General features: G+C 61.2%; 10 protein-coding genes. 8 read left to right on the plus strand and 2 right to left on the minus strand.

Going from position 1 to position 13,668, the window contains the following annotated elements; all coding sequences use genetic code 11:
- Positions 1–86: 86 nt before the first annotated feature.
- Both D8779_RS09595 and D8779_RS09600 read right to left on the minus strand, forming a co-directional pair.
- A complete protein-coding gene (locus tag D8779_RS09595; protein WP_136664181.1) occupies positions 87–1,493 on the minus strand; it encodes an NAD(P)/FAD-dependent oxidoreductase in 1,407 nt (468 codons plus the stop codon).
- A 66-nt stretch (positions 1,494–1,559) separates the two neighbouring features.
- Positions 1,560–1,955: a YkgJ family cysteine cluster protein gene (locus D8779_RS09600; RefSeq protein WP_136664182.1), complete on the minus strand. Its 396-nt coding sequence runs from the start codon at positions 1,953–1,955 to the stop codon at positions 1,560–1,562.
- A 312-nt stretch (positions 1,956–2,267) separates the two neighbouring features.
- Between D8779_RS09600 and D8779_RS09605 the strand changes: the two genes are divergently transcribed.
- From D8779_RS09605 to D8779_RS09640, 8 genes are all read left to right on the plus strand, one after another.
- On the plus strand, positions 2,268–5,858 hold the full coding sequence (locus tag D8779_RS09605) for a DUF2339 domain-containing protein (protein WP_136664183.1): 3,591 nt from the start codon (positions 2,268–2,270) through the stop codon (positions 5,856–5,858).
- Positions 5,855–7,213 carry a DUF3999 domain-containing protein gene (locus D8779_RS09610; RefSeq protein WP_136664184.1) on the plus strand — a complete coding sequence of 453 codons (1,359 nt, stop codon included), beginning with the start codon at positions 5,855–5,857 and terminating at the stop codon, positions 7,211–7,213. The genes D8779_RS09605 and D8779_RS09610 overlap by 4 nt, the downstream gene beginning before the upstream one ends.
- A gap of 192 nt (positions 7,214–7,405) precedes the next feature.
- Positions 7,406–9,058, plus strand: coding sequence for a histidine kinase N-terminal 7TM domain-containing diguanylate cyclase (locus D8779_RS09615; RefSeq protein ID WP_136664185.1), 1,653 nt, complete (start codon positions 7,406–7,408; stop codon positions 9,056–9,058).
- Positions 9,059–9,209: 151 nt separating this feature from the next.
- On the plus strand, positions 9,210–11,069 hold the full coding sequence (locus D8779_RS09620; protein ID WP_136664186.1) for an autotransporter domain-containing SGNH/GDSL hydrolase family protein: 1,860 nt from the start codon (positions 9,210–9,212) through the stop codon (positions 11,067–11,069).
- Positions 11,070–11,151: 82 nt separating this feature from the next.
- Positions 11,152–12,159 (plus strand): class 1 fructose-bisphosphatase, encoded by a 1,008-nt coding sequence (locus D8779_RS09625; RefSeq protein ID WP_136664187.1) that lies wholly within the window; start codon positions 11,152–11,154, stop codon positions 12,157–12,159.
- Position 12,160: 1 nt separating this feature from the next.
- Positions 12,161–12,778 (plus strand): DUF924 family protein, encoded by a 618-nt coding sequence (locus D8779_RS09630; protein WP_136664188.1) that lies wholly within the window; start codon positions 12,161–12,163, stop codon positions 12,776–12,778.
- Positions 12,779–12,846: 68 nt separating this feature from the next.
- A complete protein-coding gene (locus D8779_RS09635) occupies positions 12,847–13,101 on the plus strand; it encodes an outer membrane protein assembly factor BamE (protein ID WP_136664189.1) in 255 nt (84 codons plus the stop codon).
- A complete protein-coding gene (locus D8779_RS09640; protein WP_205895795.1) occupies positions 13,101–13,664 on the plus strand; it encodes a lipocalin family protein in 564 nt (187 codons plus the stop codon). Before D8779_RS09635 ends, D8779_RS09640 begins: the two co-directional genes overlap by 1 nt.
- Positions 13,665–13,668: the final 4 nt, after the last annotated feature.

A 13,668-nucleotide genomic window follows, 5' to 3' on the forward strand; every position in this document is an offset into this window, starting at 1 on the left:
AGTCTGCCATGCCTGGCGCGATTTTTCAGGCGGGTGCAGATGGCGGCTTGGACAGTGAACTGTTGCCAAGAGCGCTGGGGCGGGGGTTAGTTCATCAAGCCTTGCATGCAGTTGGCCAGGTTCATGGCCATGCGCCGGCGCCAGGGTGCGCTGTGTGGGTTGCTCAGTACACGGTCCTCATGGGCGAAGCTGTGCATGACCGCGTTATAACCGAGCCAGCGCAGTGGCTCGGGCTCCCAGCGCGCTAAGTGGCTGACGTGTTGCTCATCCAGCACCCAGGGCTGCTGGGTCAATTCGCTGGGCTGGTTGAGAATCAGGTCGGCCAATGTGCGGCCGCTAAGGTTGCTCGCGCCCACCCCTTCACCGCCATAACCGCCGGCCAAGGCAATCTTGTTGCGCCGGTCCACCAGCATATGTGGGCGGAAGCGTCGAGCCATGGCCAGGTTGCCGCCCCAGGCATGGGTAATGCGCACGTCCTTGAGCTGCGGGAACAGCTCGCTGAACAAATAGCGGCGCAGCTCGCGCTCGGCCTCGTTGAGCGCAAAATTGCTGCGCAGCTTGCCGCCAAAGCGATAGCCGCCGCGTGCGCCAAATACCAGCCGATTGTCGGCGCTGCGTTGGCCATAGGTGATTTGCCGGCTGTATTCGCTAAAGGCCTGGCCGCGCTCCAGGCCAATATCGGCCCAGACTTCTTTGGGCAAGGGCTCAGTGGCCACCAGCAGGCTTTGCACCGGCAATTGGTGTTTGCCCAGCGGCGGCAGGCTGGCGGCATAGCCTTCCACAGCCGGGACTATCCAGTCGGCGTGCACGCTGCCGTTGGCGGTGCGCACCTGGCCGGTTTGCCAGTCGATCACCTGGCTCTGCTCATACAGCTCAACTCCCATGGTTGTTACGCAGCCAGCCAAGCCGCGTACCAGCTTGGCCGGTTGAATGGTCGCGCAGTGCGGCGTGTAGATCGCGCCATAGGCGTTGGCCAGCTGTAACTGTTTGCCCAGGTCAAAGGGGGTCAACCAGCGGTAATCGGCTTCATCTAAGCCTTCAGCGCGCAGATCGGCCAAGTGGGCACGCAGGCTGCTGAGCTGCTCAGGGTAGCGCGCGGCGCAATACAGCGCGCCAGCCTTGCGGTAATCACAGGTGATTTGCTCGCGCTTGAGCACGCGGGCGACCTCGTCGGGAATGTCGTGTAACAGGCGGTAAGCTGCTTGGCGTGCGGAGTTGGGCTGCCCTGCGAGCAGGCGATCCTCGCCCATCAGGCCGCCCATCAACCAGCCGCCATTGCGCCCGGAGGCGCCGAAACCGGCAATTTCACTTTCCAAGATAACGATGCGCAGGTGCGGCGCCTGGCGTTTGAGGTAGTACGCGGTCCATAGGCCCGTGTAGCCCGCGCCGATGATGGCAACGTCGGCGTGAATGTCTGCCTGCAATGCGGCTCTGGGGCTCAGCGACTCACCGAGTTGGTCCATCCATAAACTGATGTTCTGCCACTGGCTCATGCGCGTTTGCCTGGGTCGCGGATCAATGCCACCTAGGATAAGCCAGGGCAGGCCGGCGTGCTGTACTCAGCTTTTCGGTTTGTAGGCGCAGTACCCAGGCCGTGGGCCGACTTTGGGGTGGTTACGGCAGGTGTCGGGGCGCTTTTCGTAGATGGTGCACAGGCGCGTCTTGCGATCCAGGTAGTAGCAATCGTTATTGCTCATACGGGTTAGGGTGAAAATCCCCGACTTCTGGTGGAAGCGTTCGACGAGGCCGTCCTTTTGCAAGCGTTTGGCGATGTTCTTCGCCGGCTCGCTGCGCTCGAACTCATCGACCACGCCGATGCGTATCAGGTCGTTGAGGCGCACCTCGACCGGCAGCGTGCAGCAGCTGGAATGGCAGCTGTGGCACATGTCAGCGGTGTATTTGGCCCAGGTGTCCAGGCGGTCGAGTTCGGCGGCGGCAATCAGGTTGTTTTTCATTGGTGCGGGCATGCATCAGTTGTACGGCGGGCGATGATAGCGGCCTTGAGGCATTTGTGAATGACTATCTGCCAGCTGGTCATATTTTGTGCGGTCGCGTTCGGGCTAATTGCTGAAGGCTGCCACGTGCCGCCGCTCCTTCGTGCCGGTGCTGTGCGCCGTTAAAAATGGCGTCGGGTTATTTCTCCCTGTGCTGTGATGCGTGCGGCATTCGTCTCTCTGGGTATGCGGCAGGACGGCTCCTATACTGCTGCGCAATTTACGCCCGCCGTCGGATGACGGTATTCGGGTTTTTACTTGGGGATGCACTGCATGCAATGGATTTTCATGCTGGTCGGTTTGGTGCTCGGGGCGCTGGCGGATGAAACGCTAACGGCCTCGCTGCTCGGCGCTCTGGTGGGGCTGGGTCTTGGCCAGGCGCTCAAGTTGCACGGCTTGGAGCGCGACAAGGCCGCACTAACGGCGCAGCTCAAGGCTTTTTCTCAGCGTTTCGAGCAGGGTACTGCGGCGTTGTATGAGCGCTTGCTCAAGCTGGAGCAGGGCGCCGCGCCAGCCGCTGAGGTTCTGCCCGTGGCGGAACCGCTCAATTCCGTTGCCGAGCCTGCACCTGAGCCGATTGTCACTGCTCAGGCGGCCGAGCCCGAGTTGGACTGGACCCTGGATTTTGTTCTGCCCGAACCTACGCCTGAGCCTGTTGCGCCAATGCAGACTGCGGCCGAGCCCGCCGCTGCACCGATCAAACCGCCGCCCGCTACACCCTGGAAGCCTGCGGAACCGCGTCAGCCAACCTTGCTTGAGCGGGGCTTTGCAGCGGCCAAGGACTGGTTGTTGGGCGGCAACACGGTGTTGCGCGTCGGCGTGGTGCTGTTGTTTCTTGGTTTGGCCTTCCTGTTGCGCTATGCGACCGAAGGCGTGGTTGTGCCGGTGGAGCTGCGTTACGCCAGTGTCGCCGCCAGTGCGGTGGCTTTGCTGGGGTTGGGCTGGTGGCTGCGTCTGCGTAACCCGAGCTATGCATTGATCTTGCAAGGCACCGGGATTGCGGTGCTGTACCTGACGGTGTTCGCCGCTATGCGCCTGCATCCTTTATTGGACCCTGGCGTCGCGTTGGGCCTGCTGGTGCTGGTCACGTTGTTTTCGGCAATTCTGGCGATCAAGCAGGATGCCCTGGGCCTGGCAGCCGCGGCGGCCCTGGGCGGGTTTGCCGCGCCGATCCTGACCAGTACAGGCAGCGGCAACCATGTCGCGCTGTTTAGCTATTTTGCCCTGCTCAATGCTGGGATCTTTGCCATCGCCTGGTTCAAGGCCTGGCGGCTGCTCAATCTGATCGGCTTTGTCGGCACCTTCGGCATCGGTTTCGCCTGGGGTATTCGCTCCTACACGCCGGAGCTGCTGTGGAGCACGGAACCGTTCCTGATTCTGTTCTTCCTGATGTATGTGGCCATCGGCCTGCTGTTTGCCCGGCGCAAGCTGCGCGAAGCCCTGGATGCGCCCCAAGATCGCGATGAACTGCTGCGCTGGGCCGCGCGCAAGGGCGACTATATCGACGCCACCGTGCTGTTCGGCCCGCCGCTGGTGGGCTTTGGTTTGCAGTTTGCGCTGGTGCAGCACATCGAATTTGCCGCCGCCTTCAGCGCCCTGGCGTTGGGGCTGTTCTACCTAGTGCTGGCGCGGCTGCTGGTCGGTCGTACCGGTGATCGCGCGGCACTGCTGGTGGAAACCTGCCTGGCGCTGGGTGTGGTGTTCGCCAGCCTGGCGATTCCCTTGGGGCTGGATGCGCGCTGGACCTCGGCCGCCTGGGCGGTGGAAGGTGCGGGTATCTTCTGGCTCGGCCTGCGCCAACAGCGCGGTTTGGCGCGAGCGTTTGCCTTGCTGCTGCAATTTGGCGCGGCGCTGGCGTTTGTCATCGGCTTGCGCGGTGGTGAGCTGACCCTGCTGGACGGCGCGCCGCTGGGGGCGCTGATGCTCGGCGTGGCCTTGCTGTTCAGCTACTGGCAGCTGCGGCAGAACACGGAGCACGCCAGCAGCTGGGAAGTGCGCGGCTTGCCGGTGCTGGCCTGCGCAGGGCTGGCCTTCCTTTATCTGATTGCACCACTGCTGTTTGCCGCGCAAGGAACCGCGATCAGCTGGGCCATTGCCGGTGTGCTGACCTTGTGGCTGGGCCTGCGTATACAGGCGCGGAGTTTCCTGTTTAGCGCCTTTGCGGTGCAGTTGCTCGGCGGCCTGGTGTTTATGCTGGACATGGCCGGCAATGCGGCCACCGGCATGGGCGGCTTTTCCGCTGGTTGGCAGGGCTTGCTGACCTCTTCCTTGATCGGCTTCGGCCTGATCGCCGGCATGCTGCTGGCCGCCCGTGATCCGCAGGTCGGTGCGGATCGTCGTCTGCTACGCGGTCTGTCGGTGGTGCTGCTGGTCGGTCTGGTGTTTCTCAACCTGGCGGTGCTGTTCGTCCTGCCCTGGGCTACGGCCAGCGCAGTATGGGGCGGCAGCGGGTTGCTGATCATTTGGCTCAGCCTGCATCTGCAGCAGCGCGCCAGTTTTATCTTCGGACTGTTGTTGCAGGTGCTGGCGGGGCTGGTGTTCCTCGCGGTCAGCCCGCTGCTGTTCGGCCAGCTGTCGGCCGAGGGGATTCGGCCGCTGGCCCATATGGACTTCTGGACGCCACTGGTACTCGGCGTGGCCGCTTTGATCGGTGCCTGGCGCTTGCAGCGGCTGGCACGCCGCGAAGCGCCCGAGGCTTTGGGCAACTTCAGTTTGCTGGGCTTGGCGCAATTGCTGCTGGTATGGGGCGCGGCCTGGTGGGCGCTGGCGCTGAGCAGCGAAGTGCTGCGCTTTATCGCGCCCGAATGGCAGAGCAGTGCCTTGCTGGCGGTGTTGGCGGCCAGTGTGGCTCTGGCGGCGTTCCTCGCCCCACGCACGCGCTGGGCCGAACTGGCGCTGCTGTGTTGCCTGTTGGTTCCGCTGGCCGGCGTGGTGTTGCTGCATGCCTGGCACTTGGCGTATCACCCCGCGGCGCAGTTCGGCTGGCTGGCCTGGGCGCTGCTGTTTGCCGTGCACTTTTGGGCATTACGCCGGTTGGCTGCGCAATTGCCGGCGGGCGCTCTGAGCGCCGCCCATGTGCTTGGCTGCTGGTTACTGCTGGGCGTGCTGGCGCTGGAATTGCGCTACCTGTTCTTGGCTTTGTCGGAGCAGTACAACGCCTGGCGCTGGCTGGGTTGGGCATTGCTGCCGAGTGCCTATTTGTGGCTGATGGCTGCACCTCGCCGCTGGCTTTGGCCGGTGGGCGCCTATGCGCGCGAATACCGTTTGTTGGCGGCAACGCCGCTGGCGCTATTAATGCTTGGCTGGTTCTGGCTGGCCAACGTGGCCAGCGCCGGCGATGCCGAACCGCTGGCCTACCTGCCGTTGCTTAATCCGCTGGAGCTGGGCTTGTTGTTTGCCCTTGGCGCGGTGTTCGCCTGGGCGCGTATAGGGTTGGCCGAGCTGGGGGTGGATGGCGTACGCAGCCAGTGGCTGACCCAGGCCGTGGCGGGTGCTTCGCTGTTCGCCCTGCTGACGGCGATGGTTATGCGCACGGCCCATCATTGGGGGGGCGTGCCCTATCAGCTGGATGCTTTGCTCGATTCGATGCTGGTGCAGGCTGGCCTGTCGATCGTTTGGACGCTGATCGCCCTGCCGCTGATGGTGCTGGGGAATCGCCGGGGCCGGCGTGAGCTGTGGCTGATCGGTGCAGCGTTAATTGCACTGGTAGTGGCCAAGTTGTTCTTTGTCGAGCTGGGTAATCGCGGTGGCCTGGAGCGCATCGTGTCGTTTATTGGTGTGGGTGTATTGCTGTTGGTGGTGGGCTATTTCGCCCCCTTGCCGGCACGCAAGGCGGATGCGGATCAGCCGCAGGAGCAAGCATGATCAGTCGTTTAATCAGCGCTACGGTTCTCAGCCTGCTGTGCAGTGCGCCAGCTCTGGCGCAGGAGCAGCCTGGGGACTATGCCGTACAGCTGCCGTTGACCCTGGCGGGCGAAGGCCCTTGGTATCGGTTGGATGTGCCGATGGCGCTGCATTTCGCCGCGCGTTATGGCGATCTGCGTGACGTACGGGTGTTCAATGCTGAAGGCCAGGCTTTGGCCTACGCCCTGGTAGCGGGGCAGGGCGAGTCGCGCGACAGTCAGCAGGAACAGGCGGTTAAGTGGTTTCCGCTGTATGCCGAGCAGGGTGACAGCACGGCCGCTCCGAGCCTGCGGGTGCAGCGCAGCACCAATGGCACCTTGATCGAACTGCTTGATCAGCCGGATGCTGCTGGCCAGCCCGCTCTGCTGCGTGGCTGGCTGCTGGATGCCAGTGCGCTGCAGGCGCCGCTGGTGCGCCTGGAATTGGACTGGGCGGATAGTCAGGAAGGGTTTCAGCGCTTCAGCATCGAGGCCAGTGATGATCTGCAAAGTTGGCAGTCTTGGGGCAGCGGTCAACTGGCGCGCCTATCGTTTGACGGCGAGCGTGTCGAACAGCGCCAAGTCGAGCTTGCGGGACGCAAGGCCCGCTACCTACGTTTGCTCTGGCAAAGCCCGCTCCAGGCCCCGCAGCTGAAGGCGGCCAGCGTACGCAGCCAGCGCATTGACAGCCTGCCGGCGCCGCTGGTGTGGTCGCAGCCACTGACGGCGACGCGCAGTGCGGACGGCCACTACCTGTGGCAATTACCCCTGGCCTTGCCGCTGGAACGTCTGCATGTCGAACTTAGTCAGGCCAATAGCCTGGCGCCGGTCCGCGTCAGCGGTCGCAGTGACAATAAGGGCAGCTGGCAATCCCTGGCTCAGGGCCTGCTCTACCGGCTTCCGGAGAATGGCGTGGAGATCCGTCAGGATGAATTGCCGTTACCGGGCTGGGCGGTGCAGCAGCTGCGCCTACAGGTGGACGAGCGCGGCGGTGGCCTTGGCAATCCGCCACCGCAGCTCAAGGTGGCGCTGCGTGCGACTCAGTTGGTATTCCTGCAGCGTGGCAGCCCACCGTATCGGCTCGCTCTCGGGCGCGCCGGGGCGGAGTCGGCTGCATTGCCGTTAACGACCTTGATCCCAGGCTATCAGCCACAACGCTTACAGCTGTTGGGTACGGCCGCAGCCCATCTACAAGACGACACATTGGCCCAGCAAGAGCAGGCCGCTGTTACCGGCAACAACTGGAAGCGCTGGGGGCTGTGGTTGGTGCTGCTACTGGGGGTCGGCTTGCTGGCTTTGATGGCTGTCAGTTTGTTGCGCCGGCCGAGCGCTGAGTAGTGGGTGGCGGCCGAAATAAAGCCCAGCGCCCTAACGATTTTGCAGTATGGTGGCACCTTGATTTGATTGGCGTTTGAGGTCAGGAAGGCCCTTGCGTATTTCTACTGCGATTCACCCTCGGCGTGTTCCCGTGCGTTTGCCAGGCTCATTCGGCAAGCGCTTACCGTTATTTCCCCTCGTAGGCCCCCGCCGATGAACGCCTGCGGTAATTCCGGCTGGGCGTTGAGTGCTCCGGTAATCCTGACGTGTACGGTGTGTATTGGCGTGCTGTTGCTGGCCCGTTGGGTCACGCGGCAGCGTTATTTCCCCGGGCGCGAGAGCTTTATCGTGCTGCACCTGGCCAGCCTCTGGTGGCTGCTTGCCGCTAGCCTGGAAATGACGGCGCAAGGCGCTAGTTGCAAGGTGTTCTGGGCCACCATGGCGTGGCCGGGCATTCTTACGGTGCCTACCTTTTGGGCGATTTTCCTCTGGCAGTATGTCAACAGCGTGCGTCAGCCACTGCCATTGCGTAGCGCCCTGGGGCTGGCTGTGGTGCCGCTGCTGATCTGGCTGATGGCCTTAAGTAACCCTTGGCATGGCTTGTTTTATGGGGCCGGCACGGCGCCGTTGAGTGATGAGTTAGGCGCACCGATTCGCTATCAACATGGGCCGCTGTTCTACGCCGCCGCCGCTTACGTTTATTTGTTTATGACCTTCTGTATGGGCGTGGTGCTGCGTGCTGCCATCGTCAGCTATGGCGTACACCGTCGGCACTACCTGGCGTTTGTCTTCGTCACGGCGGTGCCTTGGGCTGCCAATGTCAGCTATGTGGTGTTTGGCTGGATGTTATTTGGCTTTGATCCGACGCCGTTCAGTTTTGCTTTTACTCTGGTGGCGTTTGCTTGGCTGATTGTGGGCGTGCGCCTGTTTGATTTGCTGCCAGTGGCTCGTCATCTGCTTTTGGATGCATTGCTTGATCCGGTGCTGGTGGTGGATGCGCAGCTACGCGTGATCGAGGCCAACCCGGCAGCGCTGAAGCTGGCCGGATTGCGCAGCGGTTGGCAGGGCCGAAAGTTGCTGGATTGGCCGATCCTGGGGGCAGATTTGCAACAACTGCTGAGCCAGCCGGTGCACAGTGAGCAAGATCGCCTGCTGACCCTGGCTAACTCGGCGCGTTACTTCGAGGTGCGGGTTCGCGCCATCGAGCGAGTCACTCAGCGTGGCACCTTGGTGCTGGGGCAGATGCTCTATCTGCGCGATGTCACCCAGCGCCATCTCAGCGAACTGAAGCTGGCCGAAGCCCTGGCCTTGAGCGAGGAACGTTTGCGCACGATTAGCAATCTGCATGAACAATTGCAGGAGCAGGCGCTGTGTGACCCGCTTACCGGGCTCTACAACCGGCGTTATCTGGATGAGTTCTTTGCCCGTGAGCTGGCCATTGCACAGCGCGAACGTACGCCAATTTCCCTGGCGCTGATCGATCTGGATCACTTCAAACGTCTCAACGACGAACATGGTCACCTGGAAGGCGACGATGTGCTCAAGGGTGTGGCTCAGCATTTATTGGAGAACCTGCGCAGTTCGGATGCAGTCTTCCGTATCGGCGGCGAAGAGTTCCTGCTGATCCTGCCGCGCGCCGATGCGCATGAAGCCCGCACGCGGCTGGAGACCATCTGCCGTGAGCTGGCTGCCCATCCCTTGCCGACCCGAGGCGGGGCACGCTACGTGACCCTGTCCGCCGGCTTGGCTCTGTGGCCCGAACAGGGGCTGGCGCTCGATGAATTGCTGCAAGTGGCCGATGCCGCGCTCTATCGGGCTAAGCATGCAGGGCGTAATAGGGTGTGTTCACTCGCAGAGTCTTCGTAACTGCCTCATCACCTAAATGGGTGAGCGTCGATGTTTGCGCGTGCATTCAGTCACGAATCTGACTAAATTTCCTTTTTATAAAAACCACCAACAAAAACTCCAAAGGTGATTCGTGAAGCGTCTTCTAACTCCGTTGGCAGTAGCCTGCTGCATGGCTGCTGTAGCTCCCACCGTGTCTGCCGCCCCTTACAGCGGGCTCTATGTGTTTGGCGATAGCCTGAGCGATGCCGGGCAATTCCCGGATTCAGCTAACCCATCTAGTCAAACCCAGCGGTTCACCAACCGGGTTGGCCCGCTTTTCACGGATGCCAGCGGTGAGGTATACGGCAAAACTTCACCCATGCTGCTCGGCGAGTTACTGGGGCTTGGCGCTCAGTCACCCTCGACCTCATCGGTGTTCCAGAGCAATGGTCTGGCTGATGGCAATAACTGGGCGGTGGGTGGTTATCGCACGGACCAAATTCTTGACTCGATCACCAAGGCTGGCGGCTCGGTCGCCGGTTCGCGTACGCGCGACGGTTTCCTTGTGGACCTGGCCAACCGCGGTTTAAGTCTTGATCGCAATGCCTTGTATTACGTAAACGGCGGCGGCAACGATTTCCTTCAAGGACGAATCCTCAATACCGCGCAAGCCCAGGCTGCGGCAGGCCGTTTGGTTGACAGCGTCGAAGCCCTGCAAGCGGCGGGTGCGCGCTACATCATGGTTTCGTTGCTGCCCAATGTGGGTAACACCCCTGCGCTGGGTGGCGGTAATAGCTTTATCGGCGGCCTGGGCAGTGACCTGAATACTGAGCTGGTCAGCCAGTTGCGCGGCATCAATGCCAATGTCATTCCATTGAATTTGCCTCTGTTGGTCACAGAGGTGCTCGCTATGCCGAGTGCGTTTGGCTTCGATGCCACGCAAAACCTGACGGGCACCTGCTTTAACGGTTGTACCAGCGTCAACGCCACGTGGGGCATCAACAGCGCCACGCCTGATCCAAGCAAGTTGATGTTCAACGACGGCGTTCACCCGACCACTGCGGTACAGCAGATTGCCGCCGATTATGCGTATTCGCTGCTCAGTGCCTCGCAAGAGGTGAGCCTATTGCCTGAAATGGCCTTGGGTAACCTGCGCGCGCATCAGGGCCAGTTGCGTAGCCAATGGCAAGCCGATTGGCTGGCGTGGCAGCCGGTTTCGCAATGGCGTGGCTTTGTTACTGGTGGTGGTCAGCAGCAAGACTTTGACAGCCAAGATAACTCCAGCAGCGCTGACGGTGACGGTTACAACCTTAACGTAGGTGGCAGCTACCGTTTGAACGATGCCTGGCGAGTCGGCCTTGCATTGGGGCTGTATGGTCAGGATCTTGAGGCGGGTGCTGCCAATTCGGACTACAACCTGAATAGCTACCTGGCCACGGCGTTTGCTCAGTATCAGGAAAACCGCTGGTGGGCGGATTTTGCTCTAAGTGTTGGCAGCTTGGATTACGACAACCTGAAGCGTTCCTTCGATTTGGGCCAGGTTAAACGCACGGAAAAAGGCGACACCGATGGCAATCTCTGGGGCGCGAGTGGCCGTGTTGGTTATGACATTGCTCAGCCGGGAAGTGAGTGGCACCTGAGCCCGTTCTTCAGCGCTGACTACGTTGAAATCGACGTCGATGGTTATGCTGAAGACGGTAATCGTTCCACTGCCCTGAACTTTGATGACCAGCAGCGTGACTCCCGTCGCCTGGGTGCCGGTCTTCAGGGGCGCTATCAGCTAAGCCCGCAAACCGCAGTGTTTGCCGAGTACAGCCACGAGCGTGAGTACGCCGATGACACCAGCAAAGTGCGTTCTGAGTTAAACAGTCTGCCGGGTATCGACTTCGAACTGAAGGGCTACACCCCGGGTGACAAGCTCGATACGGCCAGTGTGGGCGTTAGTCATCAGCTGACTCGCGACCTGTCTCTGCGCGGTGGCTATAGCTACAGCCAGTCTGACGAGCAAAGCCAGCAAGCCGTTAGCCTTTCCCTCGCGCTGGACTGGTAAGTCAGTTGGGCCGGTAGTGTGAGGCGCTACCGGCCCATTAAGGGTAAACTGCGCGCAATTTATCCCTCTCCGGAGCCTCGTCATGTCCCGCGTTACCCTCAGCCGCTACCTGATTGAACAAACTCGCAGCCACAATACCCCGGCGGATTTGCGGTTTCTTATCGAAGTAGTGGCCCGTGCCTGTAAGGAAATCAGCCATCAGGTTTCCAAGGGTGCACTGGGCGGTGTGCTGGGCAGCATGGGCACCGAGAACGTACAGGGTGAAGTGCAGAAAAAACTCGACGTGATCTCCAACGAGATTCTGCTCGAGGCCAACGAGTGGGGCGGCCACCTGGCTGGCATGGCCTCGGAAGAAATGGATAACGCCTACCAGATTCCCGGTAAGTACCCCAAAGGTGCCTACCTGCTGGTATTCGATCCACTGGACGGCTCCAGCAACATCGACGTTAACGTTTCGGTCGGCACCATCTTCTCGGTGCTGCGTTGCCCGGACCGCAATGGTGCCGAAGGTGATCTGGGTGAAGAAGCCTTCCTGCAGCCGGGTACCGAGCAGGTGGCAGCCGGTTACGCCATCTATGGCCCACAAACCATGCTGATGTTGACCCTCGGTGAAGGCGTCAAGGGTTTTACCCTGGACCGCGAGCTGGGTAGCTTTGTGCTGACCCATGACGACATCAAGGTGCCGGAAGCGACTAAAGAATTCGCCATCAACATGTCCAACCAGCGCCACTGGGAAGCACCGGTGCAGCGTTATGTCAGCGAACTGCTGGCGGGCGAGGCTGGGCCGCTGGGCAAGAATTACAACATGCGTTGGGTGGCCGCGATGGTGGCCGACGTGCATCGCATCCTTACCCGTGGCGGTGTGTTTATGTACCCACGCGACAGCCGCGACCCTGCGATGCCGGGTAAGCTGCGCCTGATGTACGAAGCCAATCCGATGGCGATGATTATCGAACAGGCCGGCGGTGTGGCCACCAACGGCACCCAGCGCATCCTCGACATTCAGCCGACCTCGTTGCACCAGCGTGTGGCGGTGTTCCTCGGTTCTAAAGAAGAAGTGCTGCGTATCAGCGCCTACCATCGCGACTGATATGTACGCGCCCTGGCAGCCTTTACTCGACTGGTGGTTCGGTGCGGCCGGCGGCGGTTCCGGTGCAACGGCTGCCGAGGTGGCGGCCAGCCGTACCGCGCTGTGGTTTGGCAAGCAGGACCGTCAGGATGATCAGGCGCGCGAGCAGTTTGGCGCGCTGGTTGAGCAAGCCCTAGCCGATCAGTTGCAAGACTGGCAGCGCGAGCCTGAGGGCTGGTTGGCAACCTTGCTATTGCTCGATCAGCTGCCGCGGATGATCTTTCGTGATACGCCGCGTGCCTTTGCCGGCGACTCGCTGGCTCGCCCGCTGGCCCTGTATGGGCTGACTCAAGGTTGGGATCAGCAATTGAGCCCCATCCAACGGGTGTTCGCTTATTTGGTGTTAGAGCATGCCGAAGAACCGGCGCTGCAAAATCAAGCCGTGCGACTGTTCAGTGCTTTGTATCAACAGGCTGCAGACGCCGAGCGCGAGCTGTTTGCCGGTTACCTGGATTATGCCGAACGGCATCAGCAGGTGATTGCCCGTTTTGGTCGCTTCCCCCACCGCAATCAGATTCTCGGTCGCCCTTCCAGTACCGAGGAATCTGCTTTTCTGCTGGAACCTGGCTCGCGCTTCTAGCGTCGAAGCAGGCAAGCTCGGTATTGCTGTGCCAAGCTGGTCTTGGTCATTTTCTCAGGAGTTGCCCCATGTCTCTGCGTGTCGTCGCACTACTCGCTGGTTGCCTGCTGTTGGCTGCCTGCAACAAGGTCAATCAGGATAACTACGCCCAGCTTAAGCCGGGCATGCACAAAGGTGAGGTGGAAAGCCTGTTGGGTGGTCCGGCCGAATGTGCGGGCGCGTTGGGCATGTCCAGCTGCACCTGGGGCGACGAGCAGCGCTTTATCAGCGTTCAGTACGCCGGCGACAAGGTCATGATGTTTTCCGGCAAGGGCTTGAAGTGATGCGCCTGCTGGCGGCGTTGGCCGCAGCAGCGATGCTGGTAGGTTGCGCCAATTCCGGCACAGGCGTGGTGCCACCGAAGACTGTCGAGAGTGTTGATCTGCAGCGTTATCAGGGCACCTGGTACGAACAGGCGCGTTTGCCGATGTTCTTTCAGCGCAACTGCGCGCAGTCCGAGGCGCTTTATGAGCTGCAGGAAGGCGGCACAATCGGTGTGACCAACCGCTGCCGTACGCTTGATGGCGATACGCAGCAAGTGCAGGGCCAAGCTGTGCCTCAGGTGCCGGGTGAAACTAACAAGCTCTGGGTGCGTTTCGAGAACTGGGCCAGTAGCCTGCTGCCTGGCCTGACCAAGGGTGAATACTGGATACTTTACCTGGATGACGACTACAAGGCCGCGTTGGTTGGGCATCCCAATCGTGAGTATCTCTGGTTGTTAACGCGAGATCAGGACGCCAGCACGAGACACCTGGCGACGCTACTTGAAGAGGCGCGCAGCCGTGGTTATGACACCCGTGAGCTGATCTGGCGCCGTACGGCTGCCGAGATGGCGTTGCAGCGTTAGTTAG

Origin of the sequence: Pseudomonas leptonychotis, from assembly GCF_004920405.1 — a bacterium.
GTDB lineage: Bacteria > Pseudomonadota > Gammaproteobacteria > Pseudomonadales > Pseudomonadaceae > Aquipseudomonas > Aquipseudomonas leptonychotis.

What these genes read in the sequence shown, in the direction of transcription:
- D8779_RS09595 (WP_136664181.1), bottom strand. Translation starts at nt 1,493, where the DNA reads ATGAGCCAGTGGCAGAACATCAGTTTATGGATGGACCAACTCGGTGAG.
- D8779_RS09600 (WP_136664182.1), bottom strand. Translation starts at nt 1,955, where the DNA reads ATGAAAAACAACCTGATTGCCGCCGCCGAACTCGACCGCCTGGACACC.
- D8779_RS09605 (WP_136664183.1), top strand. Translation starts at nt 2,268, where the DNA reads ATGCAATGGATTTTCATGCTGGTCGGTTTGGTGCTCGGGGCGCTGGCG.
- D8779_RS09610 (WP_136664184.1), top strand. Translation starts at nt 5,855, where the DNA reads ATGATCAGTCGTTTAATCAGCGCTACGGTTCTCAGCCTGCTGTGCAGT.
- D8779_RS09615 (WP_136664185.1), top strand. Translation starts at nt 7,406, where the DNA reads ATGAACGCCTGCGGTAATTCCGGCTGGGCGTTGAGTGCTCCGGTAATC.
- D8779_RS09620 (WP_136664186.1), top strand. Translation starts at nt 9,210, where the DNA reads ATGGCTGCTGTAGCTCCCACCGTGTCTGCCGCCCCTTACAGCGGGCTC.
- D8779_RS09625 (WP_136664187.1), top strand. Translation starts at nt 11,152, where the DNA reads ATGTCCCGCGTTACCCTCAGCCGCTACCTGATTGAACAAACTCGCAGC.
- D8779_RS09630 (WP_136664188.1), top strand. Translation starts at nt 12,161, where the DNA reads ATGTACGCGCCCTGGCAGCCTTTACTCGACTGGTGGTTCGGTGCGGCC.
- D8779_RS09635 (WP_136664189.1), top strand. Translation starts at nt 12,847, where the DNA reads ATGTCTCTGCGTGTCGTCGCACTACTCGCTGGTTGCCTGCTGTTGGCT.
- D8779_RS09640 (WP_205895795.1), top strand. Translation starts at nt 13,101, where the DNA reads ATGCGCCTGCTGGCGGCGTTGGCCGCAGCAGCGATGCTGGTAGGTTGC.